The sequence below is a fragment of the Flammeovirga pectinis genome, from assembly GCF_003970675.1.
GTDB classification, from domain to species: Bacteria; Bacteroidota; Bacteroidia; order Cytophagales; family Flammeovirgaceae; genus Flammeovirga; species Flammeovirga pectinis.
Map to the genome: position 1 here is coordinate 1,170,589 of NZ_CP034563.1, position 14,122 is coordinate 1,184,710.

The 14,122-nt window shown below is 30.8% G+C and carries 13 protein-coding genes; 2 read left to right on the forward strand and 11 right to left on the reverse strand.

What is annotated here, in order from left to right; genetic code table 11:
• Nucleotides 1–102: 102 nt before the first annotated feature.
• Nucleotides 103–3,528, reverse strand: coding sequence for a CHAT domain-containing protein (locus EI427_RS24615; RefSeq protein ID WP_126620071.1), 3,426 nt, complete (start codon nucleotides 3,526–3,528; stop codon nucleotides 103–105).
• Between the two features lie 333 nt (nucleotides 3,529–3,861).
• Between EI427_RS24615 and EI427_RS24620 the strand changes: the two genes are divergently transcribed.
• Entirely contained in the window at nucleotides 3,862–4,350 is a 489-nt protein-coding gene (locus EI427_RS24620; RefSeq protein WP_126620073.1) for a hypothetical protein, read from the forward strand.
• 55 nt (nucleotides 4,351–4,405) lie between these two features.
• Here the strand turns inward: EI427_RS24620 and EI427_RS24625 are convergent, their stop codons facing one another.
• The 7 genes from EI427_RS24625 to EI427_RS24655 form a co-directional block, all read right to left on the reverse strand.
• Nucleotides 4,406–5,137 carry an outer membrane lipoprotein-sorting protein gene (locus tag EI427_RS24625; RefSeq protein WP_126620075.1) on the reverse strand — a complete coding sequence of 244 codons (732 nt, stop codon included), beginning with the start codon at nucleotides 5,135–5,137 and terminating at the stop codon, nucleotides 4,406–4,408.
• 18 nt (nucleotides 5,138–5,155) lie between these two features.
• Nucleotides 5,156–6,427 carry an ABC transporter permease gene (locus tag EI427_RS24630; protein WP_126620077.1) on the reverse strand — a complete coding sequence of 424 codons (1,272 nt, stop codon included), beginning with the start codon at nucleotides 6,425–6,427 and terminating at the stop codon, nucleotides 5,156–5,158.
• Complete coding sequence (locus EI427_RS24635; RefSeq protein ID WP_126620079.1) at nucleotides 6,427–7,602, reverse strand: ABC transporter permease; 1,176 nt, start codon at nucleotides 7,600–7,602, stop codon at nucleotides 6,427–6,429. The genes EI427_RS24630 and EI427_RS24635 overlap by 1 nt, the downstream gene beginning before the upstream one ends.
• 4 nt (nucleotides 7,603–7,606) lie before the next feature.
• On the reverse strand, nucleotides 7,607–8,299 hold the full coding sequence (locus EI427_RS24640) for an ABC transporter ATP-binding protein (protein WP_126620081.1): 693 nt from the start codon (nucleotides 8,297–8,299) through the stop codon (nucleotides 7,607–7,609).
• Between the two features lie 45 nt (nucleotides 8,300–8,344).
• A complete protein-coding gene (locus EI427_RS24645) occupies nucleotides 8,345–9,487 on the reverse strand; it encodes a hypothetical protein (protein ID WP_205727979.1) in 1,143 nt (380 codons plus the stop codon).
• Nucleotides 9,488–9,492: 5 nt separating this feature from the next.
• Nucleotides 9,493–10,068, reverse strand: a complete 576-nt coding sequence (locus EI427_RS24650) for a TetR/AcrR family transcriptional regulator (RefSeq protein WP_126620083.1) — start codon at nucleotides 10,066–10,068, stop codon at nucleotides 9,493–9,495.
• Nucleotides 10,069–10,200: 132 nt separating this feature from the next.
• The gene (locus EI427_RS24655) at nucleotides 10,201–10,749 is read right to left on the reverse strand and encodes a mechanosensitive ion channel family protein (RefSeq protein ID WP_126620085.1); all 549 of its coding nucleotides are present in this window, start codon (nucleotides 10,747–10,749) and stop codon (nucleotides 10,201–10,203) included.
• A gap of 227 nt (nucleotides 10,750–10,976) precedes the next feature.
• On the opposite strand from EI427_RS24655, the gene EI427_RS24660 reads away from it, so the two are divergent.
• Nucleotides 10,977–12,770 carry a leucine-rich repeat protein gene (locus EI427_RS24660; RefSeq protein ID WP_126620087.1) on the forward strand — a complete coding sequence of 598 codons (1,794 nt, stop codon included), beginning with the start codon at nucleotides 10,977–10,979 and terminating at the stop codon, nucleotides 12,768–12,770.
• Between the two features lie 241 nt (nucleotides 12,771–13,011).
• Here EI427_RS24660 and EI427_RS24665 read toward each other — a convergent pair whose 3' ends face one another.
• Genes EI427_RS24665 through EI427_RS26030 form a run of 3 tightly spaced genes read right to left on the reverse strand, consistent with a single transcriptional unit; the run spans nucleotide 13,012 to nucleotide 13,987 of the window.
• Nucleotides 13,012–13,629: a hypothetical protein gene (locus EI427_RS24665; protein WP_126620089.1), complete on the reverse strand. Its 618-nt coding sequence runs from the start codon at nucleotides 13,627–13,629 to the stop codon at nucleotides 13,012–13,014.
• Nucleotides 13,630–13,652: 23 nt separating this feature from the next.
• On the reverse strand, nucleotides 13,653–13,829 hold the full coding sequence (locus EI427_RS26025) for a hypothetical protein (RefSeq protein WP_155523320.1): 177 nt from the start codon (nucleotides 13,827–13,829) through the stop codon (nucleotides 13,653–13,655).
• Nucleotides 13,829–13,987, reverse strand: coding sequence for a hypothetical protein (locus EI427_RS26030; protein WP_155523321.1), 159 nt, complete (start codon nucleotides 13,985–13,987; stop codon nucleotides 13,829–13,831). Before EI427_RS26030 ends, EI427_RS26025 begins: the two co-directional genes overlap by 1 nt.
• Between the last annotated feature and the right edge of the window lie 135 nt (nucleotides 13,988–14,122).

Here is a 14,122-nt window from a genome sequence, read left to right on the forward strand (position 1 = left end):
AATTAAGAATAACTACCATAAGCACAATTAAACTGTGTCAGAAATAATCCATTTTATGTTAATAGTAGTATCCAAAATCGTTATAACTAGAAATGTCTTCTTCTAGTTAACTAAAATAAACGCACCCCAATAGTATGGTTTCACATATTCTTTCTTAACAACAAGTTGAGCCTCTCTAAATGCTATTTCTTTATTTCCTGTTGCCATCCACCTTTCGTAAAAAGTATTCATTAATAGCTGAGTCGCTCTATCATCTACACTCCATAAACTCATTATTATCGATTTTGCACCTGCTATACTAAATGCATATTGCAAACCAGAAATACCATCACCTTCTGATACATCTGTTAAACCAGTTTGACAAGCAGAAAGGATCACTAATCTTGTATTTTTTAAGTTAAGTGATTTTGCTTCATAAGCAGTTAGAATACCATCATTCCCTGTTTCATAAATAGAATTAATATCTTTTGTATACCTATCAGAAATTTCAGAAAAGAATAAACCAGATTTTAATAAAGCATTTGAAGATACCGGATTAGACAATTTATTAATATAAAAACCGTGCGTTGCTATATGTAAAATTGATGGCGATGTCTTTAAATTTTTTATATAATTTTCTGTTGCTTTTTCTCTGGTAAGTGATGTAACATTCCAGTTTTTAGATTTAAATAATGCTTCCGTATTTTGCACCTCTTTAGCAGTTGCAGGGAGATCATCCAATTCAAAAAAGTAACTATCATCGTCTTCACTTTCTTCCATAGATCTGCTCAAAGCTTCTCTACTTTCAAGAGTAGAAAACTCTGGGTTACCTATTAACAGTATGTCTTTATTGTTGAACTTTTGATCTTTTGATCTAAAAACTTGTGATGTACTTGTTACTAATCGAATTTTATCTTCTTCTATAACATTCTTTCCAGTTTCTGGGTTTTTGAGGATATTTAAACTCAATAAATTGTAAACAGCATCATTACTAACAATAATAGAAGGCTCTTCTAAAGCTAAAGAATCTACAAATGTTTTTATTGGTTTCCAATAAGAAGTATAAGGGTCTACTGCAGAAGATGATGTCCCTTTAAAAGTAAGCGATCTACTTGCTGGTGAAGTAGTTTTAGTATAGCTTTTTAAAGCTATTCCTTCCAATTTATCAGCAGTTCCAATCTCAATTAAATAAGGTACCTCACTCTTTTTATGGATACCTAAAGCAATGTATTTAGAAATAGAATCTTGTACATCGTTAATTTTAATTATCTCTACAGCCACTTCATTTTCATTTAAATCCGATTGTATATCAGACCAATCAATGTAGTTTTTTTCAAGTTTAGCATCTCCTACTGCATCGCTAGCATAAACCAAAGATTTCTCTAGATTATTAATCCTATCTCTTGTTACAAAAGAATTGTAACCTACTTCTTTTCGTTCTGATTTCGACATATAATTCACCGCTGCTAATTGCGACTTCATAGCTGTCATTACGTCTAAATAATTATCAAATCTTAGTTCATCGCGATAAGCTCCTAAATCATTTATCTTTTTATTTCTAGTAATTGCCTCGTTCAGAAAATACTTTCTATAATTAAGTTGAATATTATAACACTGACTCAACATGGCATCCGATACATTTTCTCCTTGCATAATAAATATGGTAAAGAAGAAAGAAAATACTTTTTTAGTATTATGTATGTATTGGATTTTTTCATCCTCACTAGAAAATTTTAAATTCTTTTCATACTGAGAAAAACGCATATTTGTTGCCTTAATAATTATCTTCTCAGCTTGGCGCATTTCTCCTTTTAGAGCCTGTATATATGCTATTCTTCCTAAAAGTGCGGGTTGATAAATTGACTCATCACTAAACGAATTAATTAGCTTATTGTATTGATCTAATGCTTTATCAATTTCTCCTTTATCAACAAGGATATTTGCAATGGCATCTATAATAATTAATGAATAGTATTCTCCAGATTGAATACCTAATTTTTGAGAAATCGATAAAGCTAATTCATAAGCTGTTTGAGCCTTATCAAGTTGGTTGTTTAAGGTATAATAAATACCCTTTAAATAATTCACTCTCACCATTAAGTAATGGTATTTTTGGCATTTCTCAACAATTAAGTTTTCACAATTCTCTATTCTCTCTAAAGTACCAATAGTATCATTTAACGATAGTGTAGCATTAACATCGCTCAATACAATTTTTATGTAATCTATTGTATTGGTCATTTCTCTTCTTTTCAGAAATTTTAGTTCTGTTGATGCAGCTTTTTTGGCATCATCTAATCTACCTAAGACCAAATCCAAATCTACCAATGCTACTACTGCAGAATTATAATGAGAAGTGTAATATACTTTCTCTTGCCTAATAAGTGATATTAGTTCTGTAACATGTAACTCGGCATCTATATAATCCCCTTTCATGAAACTTAGCTTACCTTTTAAACTGAGATAATAATAGCTTAGGCTTCTTTTATCGTAATTTGTTGCTTCAATTTTAGTTAAATAATCTTCTGCATTCTGTATATAACCTTGATTAATATTTATCTTTGCTAAGTCTAAAAGTACTTCTGTAAATTCGTTTTTATCAAAAGAATCTGGGTTGTAATGTCCTTCTATATTTACTAATAAACGTTTTGCTGTTTCAAATTTAGATTGCCTTTTGTAGACTTTAGCAATTTTATGTAAACCAATAAAATACCAAGGGTGTGCTTTACCAAGTGTAACTGCAATGTTTTTCTCAAACTTATTATAATAGGATAATGCAATATCAAAATTCTCTTTAAGCATCATTGCATCACCGAAAGTTAATACTACTTGTGCATATAATGGGCTATTAACTTGGTTAAGTTCAACAACAGCTTTATCTACCATTTTTAATAGTTCAGATGCTTCTGTTGGTTTGTACCATTTAACATACAAATCTGCTAAAAGAACCTTAATCCATTCTGGTTGTATGTATACTTTACCGGTTTTATTGTACTGAATTTCATTAAATTCTAAAGCATCAAAAAACAAACTTTCAGCTTCTAAAAAATTACCTTTAAGTTGTTCTATTAATGCTTTATTTAATATAGTATAGCCATAATCAATATGTTCTTTAGATAATGTTTTCTGATAGATTACCTCTACTTCATTTAAATATCCTAAAGCCCCAAATAAATCGTGTTGTTGTGTTTTACAAAGTATCAAAAGGTTTAATGCCAAGCCGTAGTCTGGATATAGCCAACCTGTTGTTTTATTCATTATGGCTATTGCCTCTTCTAAATGATGGATTGAAAGTTTATATTCTCTTCTACCAATGCACAGTTTTGAAGAAAATATTAATGGAACTACAAGGTTAACTGATATTTCTCCATGTTTTTCTTTAATCTCATTAATCCATTGTATCGATAATTCTTTCGCTTCAATTAATCTTCCACTTTGTTGTAAAGTAGTTAGAGAATCAACGTACAAACGTTCATTATTAATTGTATTCGCATTGCAAAACTGAACTGTACAGAACAGTAATGATAATATGAGTAGTAGATTTTTCACAGTAGTAATTCTAGGAGACTTGTAGTTTGAAAACAGTAGTATAGTTATGAACACTAAAATTAGTTCATTGATTCTTTTTATAAAAATAATCTTAACGATATATAAGATAAATACAAATAAACTCTTCTACAAGATTTCTATTTAAAGATTCCTCTTTTGCTAAAATCTATCTGTTTTACTTTAATTTTTTAATCAATTGTGAATTATTTTGTAATAAGACCACTATAAAATTACCATAGGATAACAAAGTCAAAAAGAGTGTAACCTAAACTTCAAATAAATAGTTTACCATTAAACAATCAAATACTTCTACATCATTAAAATTTATATAAAATGAAAAATAATATTCTATTTACAGTAATTATAGCATTAGCTTCTTTTGTTTCTTCTTGTTCTACTTCTAATGATTTAGAGCCTATTTTTCCAGAAGCATCTGCCCCAGTTTATGATGATGATATTAATTATGGTAAAGATAACCCACTTGAAGATGGTGATGCAGATTATACTAATGATGCAATTCCGAATGGAATAATTTATTCTTGTACCTTTGTAAGTAGATTGGGTAAAGAGCTTGTTAATAATGATGGTTTCACTTTAAATAGTTCTGGTTATACCCATGATGAAACAGGTCAATTATCATATATAGTTGATGTAACTTCTCCTGATGGGCAACAAATTAGGTATAAAGCAGAGTATGACTCACGTCAATTTGTGCTAACCATTAAAAATTGTGATACTACTAATGTTACTATTTTCTATGCTATTGAGACTGAGTATGGTTCTTCAATAAACAACCCAGATTTTCAATTACCATGTAAATAAATAAAAGATACTACACCACAAAAGGAGAGCTTAGGTTCTCCTTTTGTGGTTATTGCTATTTTTTTAGATTTGCTTTATTGAATACATTATCAGATATAGGTACATTGTCTTGCATTTCTAAAACGACAAAATCTGTTCCTTTACCATCTTTTAAAACATCTTTATAATTCATTTTAAAAGGATAATATCTTCCATTTACAAGGCGAATGTCTTGCATGTTTACAGTTTTCAACATCTGTCCACTTTTGGCAAATAAATCTTGACGCATTACAGCAAAGTGTTTCTTTTCTACCCACATTTTCATTTTTGGATAAGAAATATCCTCCACTTTTGCATCTAGTTCCATAATATAACACTCCTCTCCATTCATCTCCTCTTCACCAACAATTTTTGGTATATACATTTCTACAAGTTTTCGTTCTTGCATCATGTCTTCATAAGACATATCGGAACCATTTACAGATTGTCTTAACATGTGGCCAGAAATCTGAATAGTACGGTCAGATGATGGAGAATATATCCAAAGTTTGTCATCTAGCTTCAACATCTTTGTTCCCTTTTCTCTTGCAGGAGATAAGTACTCAGAAAAGGTATCATTGGTACCTCTAGAATAGGCATCCATCACAATTTCTTTGTTTTTCCTTTTTCCATATACAATCATCTTTGATTTTGTGATTTTTGTATTTGAAAACATATTTTCATCAATCTTCTTGAGCATTGCTACAGGATCTTGAGCATTTGTGAAGCTTGTGATCAGTAGGAATGCTAGTGTAAATATTTTTTTCATGCTATGACTTTTTTTTATTTAGACTCCTAATTCGTTAAATAACTCAGATGTTTGTCGTTTAAAAATACCCCTACCAGATAATAATGCACCTAAAAAAGTAGCGATTACGCCAGGGAAAAATCCTATCCAAAATTGAGTGGGAACAATTTGAGCTCTAATAACATTAGAAATCAAAACATTTACATTACCTGTCATTTCGGAGATATCTAAACCCACTTCTTGAAGATATAGTGTAATGAGCAATCCGAAAATGGTACCTATTACAGAACCAATTACACCTACAACTACAGATTCCATTAATAATGACTTATAAATAGCCCTTTTAGATTCCCCCATTGCAATACGAATACCGAATTCAGTATATCTTCTTAAACCTCCTAAAAGGCCTGTATTCCAAAGAACTATAGACATTGCAATAATGAAGAAAATACTAAAAATAGAACTAATAGAGTTGGCCATATCAAGCATGTTACTTAAACCATTCTGATCTCTTAATGCTAACATTTCTGGAGCGTATTCATCTTTATCGTTCTCAAAAGAGGCATTGTATGTTGTTTTTATTTCGTTGATTCTTTCCTCATCGTAAACTCCGTTTTGTAAGAAACCATAAATCTCTTGTGCCGCATCGGCCATATCTAAGATGTTTTCAGCATCCTTAGTATCAATAATAAAAGTACGATCGTCCATTACAGACATTCCAAACTCGACAGCTCCAACGTAAGTGAAGTTTTGGAACGACATACTTCCGTCCATTGTTGATCCAAAATAAGTAATTGTATCACCAATTTTAACACCCATACGTTTTGCTAAACCTTGCCCTAAAAGCATTTCAAAAGGTCCACTTGGAAGACGACCTTCTACAATGTTTTCAGCAATATTCATACGTTTTAAATCTGCATTATTAGAGGATAAATCAAAAGCAATACCTCCTGCAACACCTTGTGTTTTTGTTTGTCCATTCTTATCAGGGACATCCAAAATACCTCCAAAATTAAAACGTCTTACCCAGTCTACATCAGGATATTTTTCATCTAAATCTGCAATAACATCACTCGCATCTAGAAGTGATAAATCTAAAGGCTTTTGTGCAATATTCTTTACATATTCCCGCGTCATAACTTTCATATGACCCGTACCAAATCGAGCATTCTGATCAATCATATCACCCGTCATTCCTTTGATGTAACCCACAAAGAATACGGTAAGGGTAACCCCTAAGCTTACAACAATTATAGGAAGTAAACTTCTGCTTTTGTCTCTAATGAGACCTTTAAATAAAAATTCAAACATTATTTCTTTCCTTTAAGCGCGTCTACTGTGTTCATTTTAGCAATCTTACGTACAGGTAAATAACTGATCAATGCAGAAAGTGTTACTACCCAAAATACTGTTTTTGTAAACAGTTCTACGGTCAGTAAAGGGTAAATATATTCACCTATCGTTATTCCCATTCCTCTTGATTGTTCTAAATTAGAAGTCATAGGAATGCCTACTTCTCCAAGCCAACCAATAAGTGGAAAAGCTATTATTGAACCTACTGTAGCCGCAATTATGGCATACATCGTTCCTTCTAAAGTGAATAAAAAGATCACTCTTTTCTTAGTAAAACCTAAAGCGATGTATGTACCGATTTCTTTTTGTCTTTTGAAAACTGAAAATACCTGAGAATCAAAAATGGCAATTAGAGCAATCAACATTAAAATTCCATAAAGAAAAGAAGATCCTCCTTTCTTCAGTTCAATGAGGTTATAAAACTCCGAAAGCAATTCATCTTTTGTTTCAAAAAGCCACGTTGTATTTGATTGTTGATTAAAAGTTTCGTCTGCTAAAAGATAAGTTGCATTTTGTGTCAACCCCGTTAGTTCACCTAAACGATCAAGAGCAATCCAAATTTGCCCTGCATCTACAGTAGGTACATTGGTATCAAAAATACCTACAATTGTGATATTCTGAGCATCGAATGTTCCGTTTTTATCCTTCCAACGCATCAAAATTTCATCACCTATTTTAAAGTGATTGCTTTGTGCCATTGACTGCCCAATGAGTACTGGAATATTTGCCTTACTTTCTTCTAAAAGATGAGTGGGTAAAGCTACAACTTTCTGATCTGAAGGTATACCTTTTAAAGATACAGGTATCATTCGTCCTTGAGGATAAATATTTGCTTGTCGAATTAATACTGGTGTTAAGTGCTTGTCTTTTTCATAAACACCTTGTCCGCTTTCAATTGTAAAAGGATCTAGTTTATCGTACTTAGGGTGGATAACGTGACCATGAGCAAATTCCCATGCTATCTGATCTCTAATACCTTGATGCTCCCAACCTGCATACATGCTGTTAAAGAATAAAATCATTACAAAAGCCAAGGCCAAAGTGATGATTGTAAGCCAAGTTCTCAATCCAGAACTAATTATATTTCTGAATGCTAATCGAAAACTCAACCCTATCTTGTATAGTGTATTCATTTTCTTAAATAATTTCGTCTTTTTTTACTTTACCATCTTCTAATGAAATCACTCTGCTTAGGTATTCAATTACTTTTGTATCATGAGAAGAAAAGACAAAAGTGATTCCCAAATCTTTGTTCAATTTCTTTAAAATATCCATAATTTTATACGCATTTGTTGAGTCCAAATTTGCTGTTGGTTCATCTGCTAAAACTATATCTGGCTTTTTTACAATTGACCTTGCAATAGCAACACGTTGTGCTTGTCCTCCAGAAATTTGAGAAGGTTTTTTATTGGCAATATCTGCCAAACCTACCCATTCCAAAGCTTGCATTACGGCTGCTTTTCTTTCTCCTTTTGATTGTTTTTGAAGTAATAATGGAAACTCTACATTTTCAAAAATGGTATAAACTGGCAGAAGGTTATAGCTCTGAAAAATAAAGCCAATATGTTCATTTCTAAGTTGTGCAGATTCCTCATCAGATTTAGCAGCTACATTTTTACCACTAATTAGAATCTCTCCTTCTGATGGTTCATCTAAAGCACCTACTAAGTTTAGTAATGTCGTTTTTCCAGATCCACTAGGTCCAATAAGACCTGTAAATTCTCCTTTTTTAATATCAAGTTTGATATTACTAAGGGCCGTAAATTCCGTTTCCCCTACAGGAAAACGTTTTGTTACGTTCTTGATTTCGATGATGTTGTTTGTGTCCATATATCTATAGTTTCGTATTTATCGTTGTTCCTGTTTCAATTGTTATTAATGATTCAAAACTGCCATTAATCGAATGCCAAAACCAGGTGTGAATTGGTTCAAGTCATTTGTAGCAATTGGAGCAGAATTATCTGTAGTTGGGTTATAATATACCATTACATAACCTGTCCATATATTAAAATCGTGGTTATAAGTACCATAAAACCCGTTGCCTTTATTGGTCCAATCTCTATAAAGCATAAGCGAAATATTATCGAAAAAACTTAATGGGTAATTTAATGAAAAGGCAGTTGTATTGCCTTTGTATTCGGCATGGTCAAACGCTTCACCGTACCATGTAAAGAGGTGTTCCCCTACTATATTTAAACCGCTACCAATTGGTAGTGTATAATCCATTCCAATATCAAATAAAGTCTGATTGGTGAGGATACCGATGTTTTCTTTGGTCTTTGTATAGGTCCCTTCAAACCATACACCTACTCCTAAATCCCATTTTCCATCAATACCTATTCTATTTTCGGGAGTTTCAATATAAAGTGGATTGTCTACATCCCAGCGTGTATCTAAAACTGCTTCTCTATGATGGTAAGAAAAAGCAATTTCACCTTTGGGTGTAGGCAGTTGCAATCTGCCACCTAATTCTGGAATATCTTTCACCGTTTGTAAAGCGTCATATCCTCTTCTTTCTTCATTACCATATAATGCCCAAAACCAAACGTTGGCATTATTTCTAAAATAGTAACGTCCTAAAGCTGCATAAACACCATTCGTTAAACCTAAAGGATCTCTTGGATCTATTTGGTTAAACCATTGCATAGGACGTAATAATGTGGATGAGCCAAAATCTATTTTTTGTAGTCCAACTCTAACTTCACTATTACCATATTCATACCTAACCCACGCTCTGTAAGGTGCAATAGTACCGTCCCAAACAGGTGTTCCATTTACATATTGAACAGACCCGTATAAGTTGGCTGAAACAAAAGCAGAAAAAGAGTTTAAGGAATCGAATTTATGTTCGAATTTTAGTTCTGGAATATACCTAGCACCACTCCATAAATTAAGTTCTACGGCCTCTGGAGAGTATGTTGTAAACCCCACTAACATCCCGTTAAAATCTAGTTCTGATTGTGCATAACCTGTATTTATATATACTAAAGATAGTAGTAAAAGTATATGTTTCTTCATATCAATTACTTTGAAATACCACTTAAACCAAAACAAAATAAATGCATTGTATTAGCAATTAATTCTTCTGTTGAATTAAATAAACTAAGGTTCTTTTCATCTTCAATAAAAGTTTGAAAATGTTCTATCATAGCAATAATAAAAGCAACACTTAAATCTTCATTAACTTCACCATTAGCTTTTGCTTTAAGTATTTCTTGAATGAAAAGAGCCTGCCCTTCATTTTTCATTTCAGAGAGTCGTCCAATTAAATTATCATTGTTAGTATAGAGTTGCATTAACTCAAGTAAAAATTCTTTACTAAATGATTTTGAAAATTTAATTTTTAATGCAATTAATTCAATCAACTTATCTTTAAAAGTGATATCCTTTTCTACCATGCTTTTATATTCTAGCATAGCTTTAGCATTGAGGTCTTCTAAAATGTATATGATTAAGTCTTCCTTATTACTATAACTTCTATAAAAAGTCATTTTAGATACTCCAGATTTCTCAAGAATATCAGTAACGCTTACCTTTTTAATTCCGTACTTAAAAAAGAGTTCTTTTGCTACTTCACAAATTTTATCTTTTGCCTTCATAATGTTACTATATTTTACCAATGATACTAATTTAGTAACAATTTATTAAAATAGTATCAACACGTGATTTTAAACATAAAAAAACTGCTTCAATATCTCTACTGAAGCAGTTTTTAACTTTTGTTTCTTTATTTATTCAAACCTATTAAGGTTATCTTCAATTATATCTTTTTGTTTTCTTGCATTTTTACGGTACCGCTTAATTGGTTTCTGTAAAGCCAAGTTATTTGGGTAAGAAACCTCTACATCATCTTCTGTAATAATTCTAATATTAAATAAGGTGATATTAATAATAGTCCCCTCTACAGAGTTATCTCCACCATCTTGAATACGAACATAATCTCCAATTTTAAAAGGATAGGCAAAAAACAAAATTAACGATGCCGTTATGTTACTTAACATAGACCAAGATGCTACAAATGCAACCCCTAATAATGTAAAAATAGACGCTAAATACACCGCAATACCCTGAAAGGATACCTCCCATGTAATTATTAAGCCTACTATAATTAACATAGACATTAGAAAACCAAAGAAATTACCTACATATACTTTTCTATGTACAGAAAACCCTTTGTTGTCTGCATACCTTGCTAGATACTTCTTTACAATAGATTGCCCGATAAAAGAAAGTACAATAATAACCCCCGTAACTAGTATTTTTATATTGATTGGTTCCATTGGAATAAAATTATTAAATCGTAATTTTTTATTGTTCAAAGATATACTTCTTTCCAAATATATAAGAATAGTAAATTACTAATAAGTATAAAACGGTGATATATTGAATATAGTTATTTGCAATGAAGAAAACTGTGAATAAATATAACCTACTTTAGAATCTGCTTTTATTTTTATTGAAATACTTACGAATAGATTAAATTAATAATAACCAAATAAGTAAATCTATGAAGAAGTTATTAAACCTAATTTTTGTCTTTGTTATTACAACCTCTACTGTGTTTAGTCAATACACGCTCACAGATAGCGATGTGGTAGTTACAAGCGGAAGACTAGTAAGTTGTTCATATTCTTTTAGTGATACAGATATCATAATTCCTTCGACTTTAGATAATCAAACAGTAACTATTATTGGTACTTCTGCCTTTGAAAATAAAGGGATTACTTCAGTAAAACTACCATCAACACTTACTGATTTTGAAGTTGCTTGTTTTAGAAACAATGCCTTAACTTCTATTGTAATCCCTAACTCTGTCACTAGAATAGAAAATTTTATTTTTGAGGATAACAATATTAATTCTATAACATTTCCATCAACACTTAAAGAAATTGGAAACCAAGCTTTTTATGATAACCAACTAACAACGGTTAGTATTCCAAATACTGTAACAAGTATTAGTCCCAATGCTTTCGGAAACAATTCTTCTTTAAGTAGTGTGACCTTACCTACTCATCCAAATAGTTTATATTCTTATACTTGGGCAGAGGTAAATAATCCAACCAATACAAATGTAACGTCTTTTACAGATTTTACTAAAGGATTTTCTGCAACTATAAATTTCAACGGAATTAGAGTTACTGGATTAGTAAACGGAGAAGATAATATAGCTATTGCAGTAACAGGTGATCTGTCTTCATCTACAACATATAATAATGGAGACACTTATACTGTTGAAGTACCCGTTGGTTCTGATATTGTTATTACACCTTCTAAAACTGGGAAAGTCTTTACACCAACTTCTTATAGCTATACTAACTTAACAGCGAATAAATCAGCTCAAGATTTCCAACAGTATTATACAATTACCTATCATAATACTTATGGAGTAGCAAACACAAACAACACTACATTTAATCCAATACATAATAATGTAACTATTCCTATAACTGATCTTGCATATGATAGCAGAAATGGATATACATTTGGCGGATGGTACACTGAAAGCACATTCACAAACTCTAAAACACAATTTACAAATGCAGATAGAACTGATATTAGCCTGTACGCTAAATGGATATTAATTGATTATAGAATTAGTTATGAGAATTTACCAAGCAATGTTACAAATCCAAATCCATCAACATATACCATTGAAAGTCCTGATATAATTTTACAAGAATTAGCTACTACTGCTTTTTATACTTTTTACGGTTGGTATCATGATGGCTTTTTTAAGAATCTAGTCGGTGAAGGAGTAGTTGCAATTCCAAATGGTAGTACTGGTTTTGTTGAGTTTACATTAGATTTTTGTTATAACATAACTATTAATTATGAGAATGTTTTTAATGCCACAAACCCTAATCCTGCTTACTTTCATTGTAAATCTGATGCAATAACATTACAAAATTTAGTGAGAGAGAATTATAGTTTCTTAGGTTGGTATTCTGATGCAGAACTAACACAACCAGTTATTGGAGAAGCAGTTGAGGCCAATCCAACCAATCTAGCTATACGAACATATTATGCTAAATGGTCTGAAGAAGGGGTAACAAGCTTGGAAGATAGATTACAAAATTTAATTAATGTATATCCAAATCCTGTTAACGATCAACTGACCTTAGACCTTTCTTCTCTTAAAGAAAAAGTTACTTTAAACATTTATACAATAGATAATAAATTACTTAAAACGATTGATTTGCATAAAACAAATCAGATTCCTTTTAATTATACTAAAGGTATATACCTAATAGAAATTATTAATCAGAAAACGAGTATTATCAAAAAGATTATAAAGAACTAAAAAGCTTTATCAGTAACTTTGAGTTCAAATTAACTGGTTATCTTTTCTTTAATAGGTTAGTAAGTCTGAATAAGCTACTGTTAATGAAAAAGATTTGAAATTGCTGATTGATTTATTGGCAGAGTAACCCCCACAAGTTTTTAGTTTGTGGGGTTTCTTTATTGTTTTTATAAGTTGCAAATTTATTTAACTGGAGATTTTAGAAACGTCTACGAGTTAATACTCAAAGCAGTGGGTGAAATTAATGATTTGCATAATTAATATTTCTTGTCACTTTATATTCATAGATTAAAGAATCAGCTTCATAATAAAGTTCATCTCTTTTTATCCAATTTCCTCTTTCATCATTAACATAGTTTTCATAATTATAGTAATAATTACGCCCTACTTTTTTAACTAAATGGCCTAATTTATAACTGTATGAAATTTTATCAATAATATCATTATTTTCATCATACACCTTTTCTAAATAATATAAATCGTTTTTCATGTTAATGATAGATCTATTTAGTCTTTTGTTATTTTGGAAGAATGAAGTTTCTAAAGTAGAATCATTTTTTATTTTTATTTCTTTACCAGTAAATTGATTTTCATTTACAATGCCTATAGTATAAATACCTAATTTTGAAATAACACCGTATTCAAAACCTAACAATTCATTATTATGAATAGCATTAAATTCAATAAGTTGAAAATTTTCAAATTTATAGATAAATAGAACTTCTTGCCTATTTCTTTGCTGAAGTTCATTTATTTCTAAAATATTATCTCTTAATGAAGGCTCTAATAAGTAGTTTATTTTCTTATCAGAGCATGATATAAAGCAGATAAATAATATTAGCATACTTAAATATTTCATAACTATTCATTTAATTCTCTTATTTATTCTACTGTATCACCTTTCGACCTAAGTATATGTCCTTTGCTTATTACTCTGCCTGATGGAAATCTAATTTTCATCAAATCTATTATCTCACCATCTGGCACTTTTACACCATTAGAGCGAGGAACAACTTTTGACTTTTGTTGATTTACATATTTATCAGTTGTAAGTTTCATCAATGCTTCCCTAAATAATTTTCCATCATAGAAAAAATATTATTTGCTCTCTGTTCTATTTCCATTCCATCAATCATATCTATGACTTTATCGCCTAACTTAGGTTTATCAAATTTAATTGATGGATAGTCATTACCGCTACTTAAAAAACCTCTCATCCTATCATAATCACTATATAAAAATGATTTTGTAGCTTAAAAATGAAGTATTATTACCTGTCAGTAGTGTAAAAAAAAATTTCCATCAAAAGTGATTCAGAACCAAGGTGATTACTTAACTCGTAACTTCTATAA

Coding starts and splice junctions, on each gene's coding strand:
- EI427_RS24635 (WP_126620079.1), bottom strand. CDS start 7,602: ATGAATACACTATACAAGATAGGGTTGAGTTTTCGATTAGCATTCAGA.
- EI427_RS24620 (WP_126620073.1), top strand. CDS start 3,862: ATGAAAAATAATATTCTATTTACAGTAATTATAGCATTAGCTTCTTTT.
- EI427_RS24640 (WP_126620081.1), bottom strand. CDS start 8,299: ATGGACACAAACAACATCATCGAAATCAAGAACGTAACAAAACGTTTT.
- EI427_RS24650 (WP_126620083.1), bottom strand. CDS start 10,068: ATGAAGGCAAAAGATAAAATTTGTGAAGTAGCAAAAGAACTCTTTTTT.
- EI427_RS24665 (WP_126620089.1), bottom strand. CDS start 13,629: ATGAAATATTTAAGTATGCTAATATTATTTATCTGCTTTATATCATGC.
- EI427_RS24660 (WP_126620087.1), top strand. CDS start 10,977: ATGAAGAAGTTATTAAACCTAATTTTTGTCTTTGTTATTACAACCTCT.
- EI427_RS24625 (WP_126620075.1), bottom strand. CDS start 5,137: ATGAAAAAAATATTTACACTAGCATTCCTACTGATCACAAGCTTCACA.
- EI427_RS24645 (WP_205727979.1), bottom strand. CDS start 9,487: ATGAAGAAACATATACTTTTACTACTATCTTTAGTATATATAAATACA.
- EI427_RS24655 (WP_126620085.1), bottom strand. CDS start 10,749: ATGGAACCAATCAATATAAAAATACTAGTTACGGGGGTTATTATTGTA.
- EI427_RS24630 (WP_126620077.1), bottom strand. CDS start 6,427: ATGTTTGAATTTTTATTTAAAGGTCTCATTAGAGACAAAAGCAGAAGT.
- EI427_RS26025 (WP_155523320.1), bottom strand. CDS start 13,829: ATGAAACTTACAACTGATAAATATGTAAATCAACAAAAGTCAAAAGTT.
- EI427_RS26030 (WP_155523321.1), bottom strand. CDS start 13,987: ATGAGAGGTTTTTTAAGTAGCGGTAATGACTATCCATCAATTAAATTT.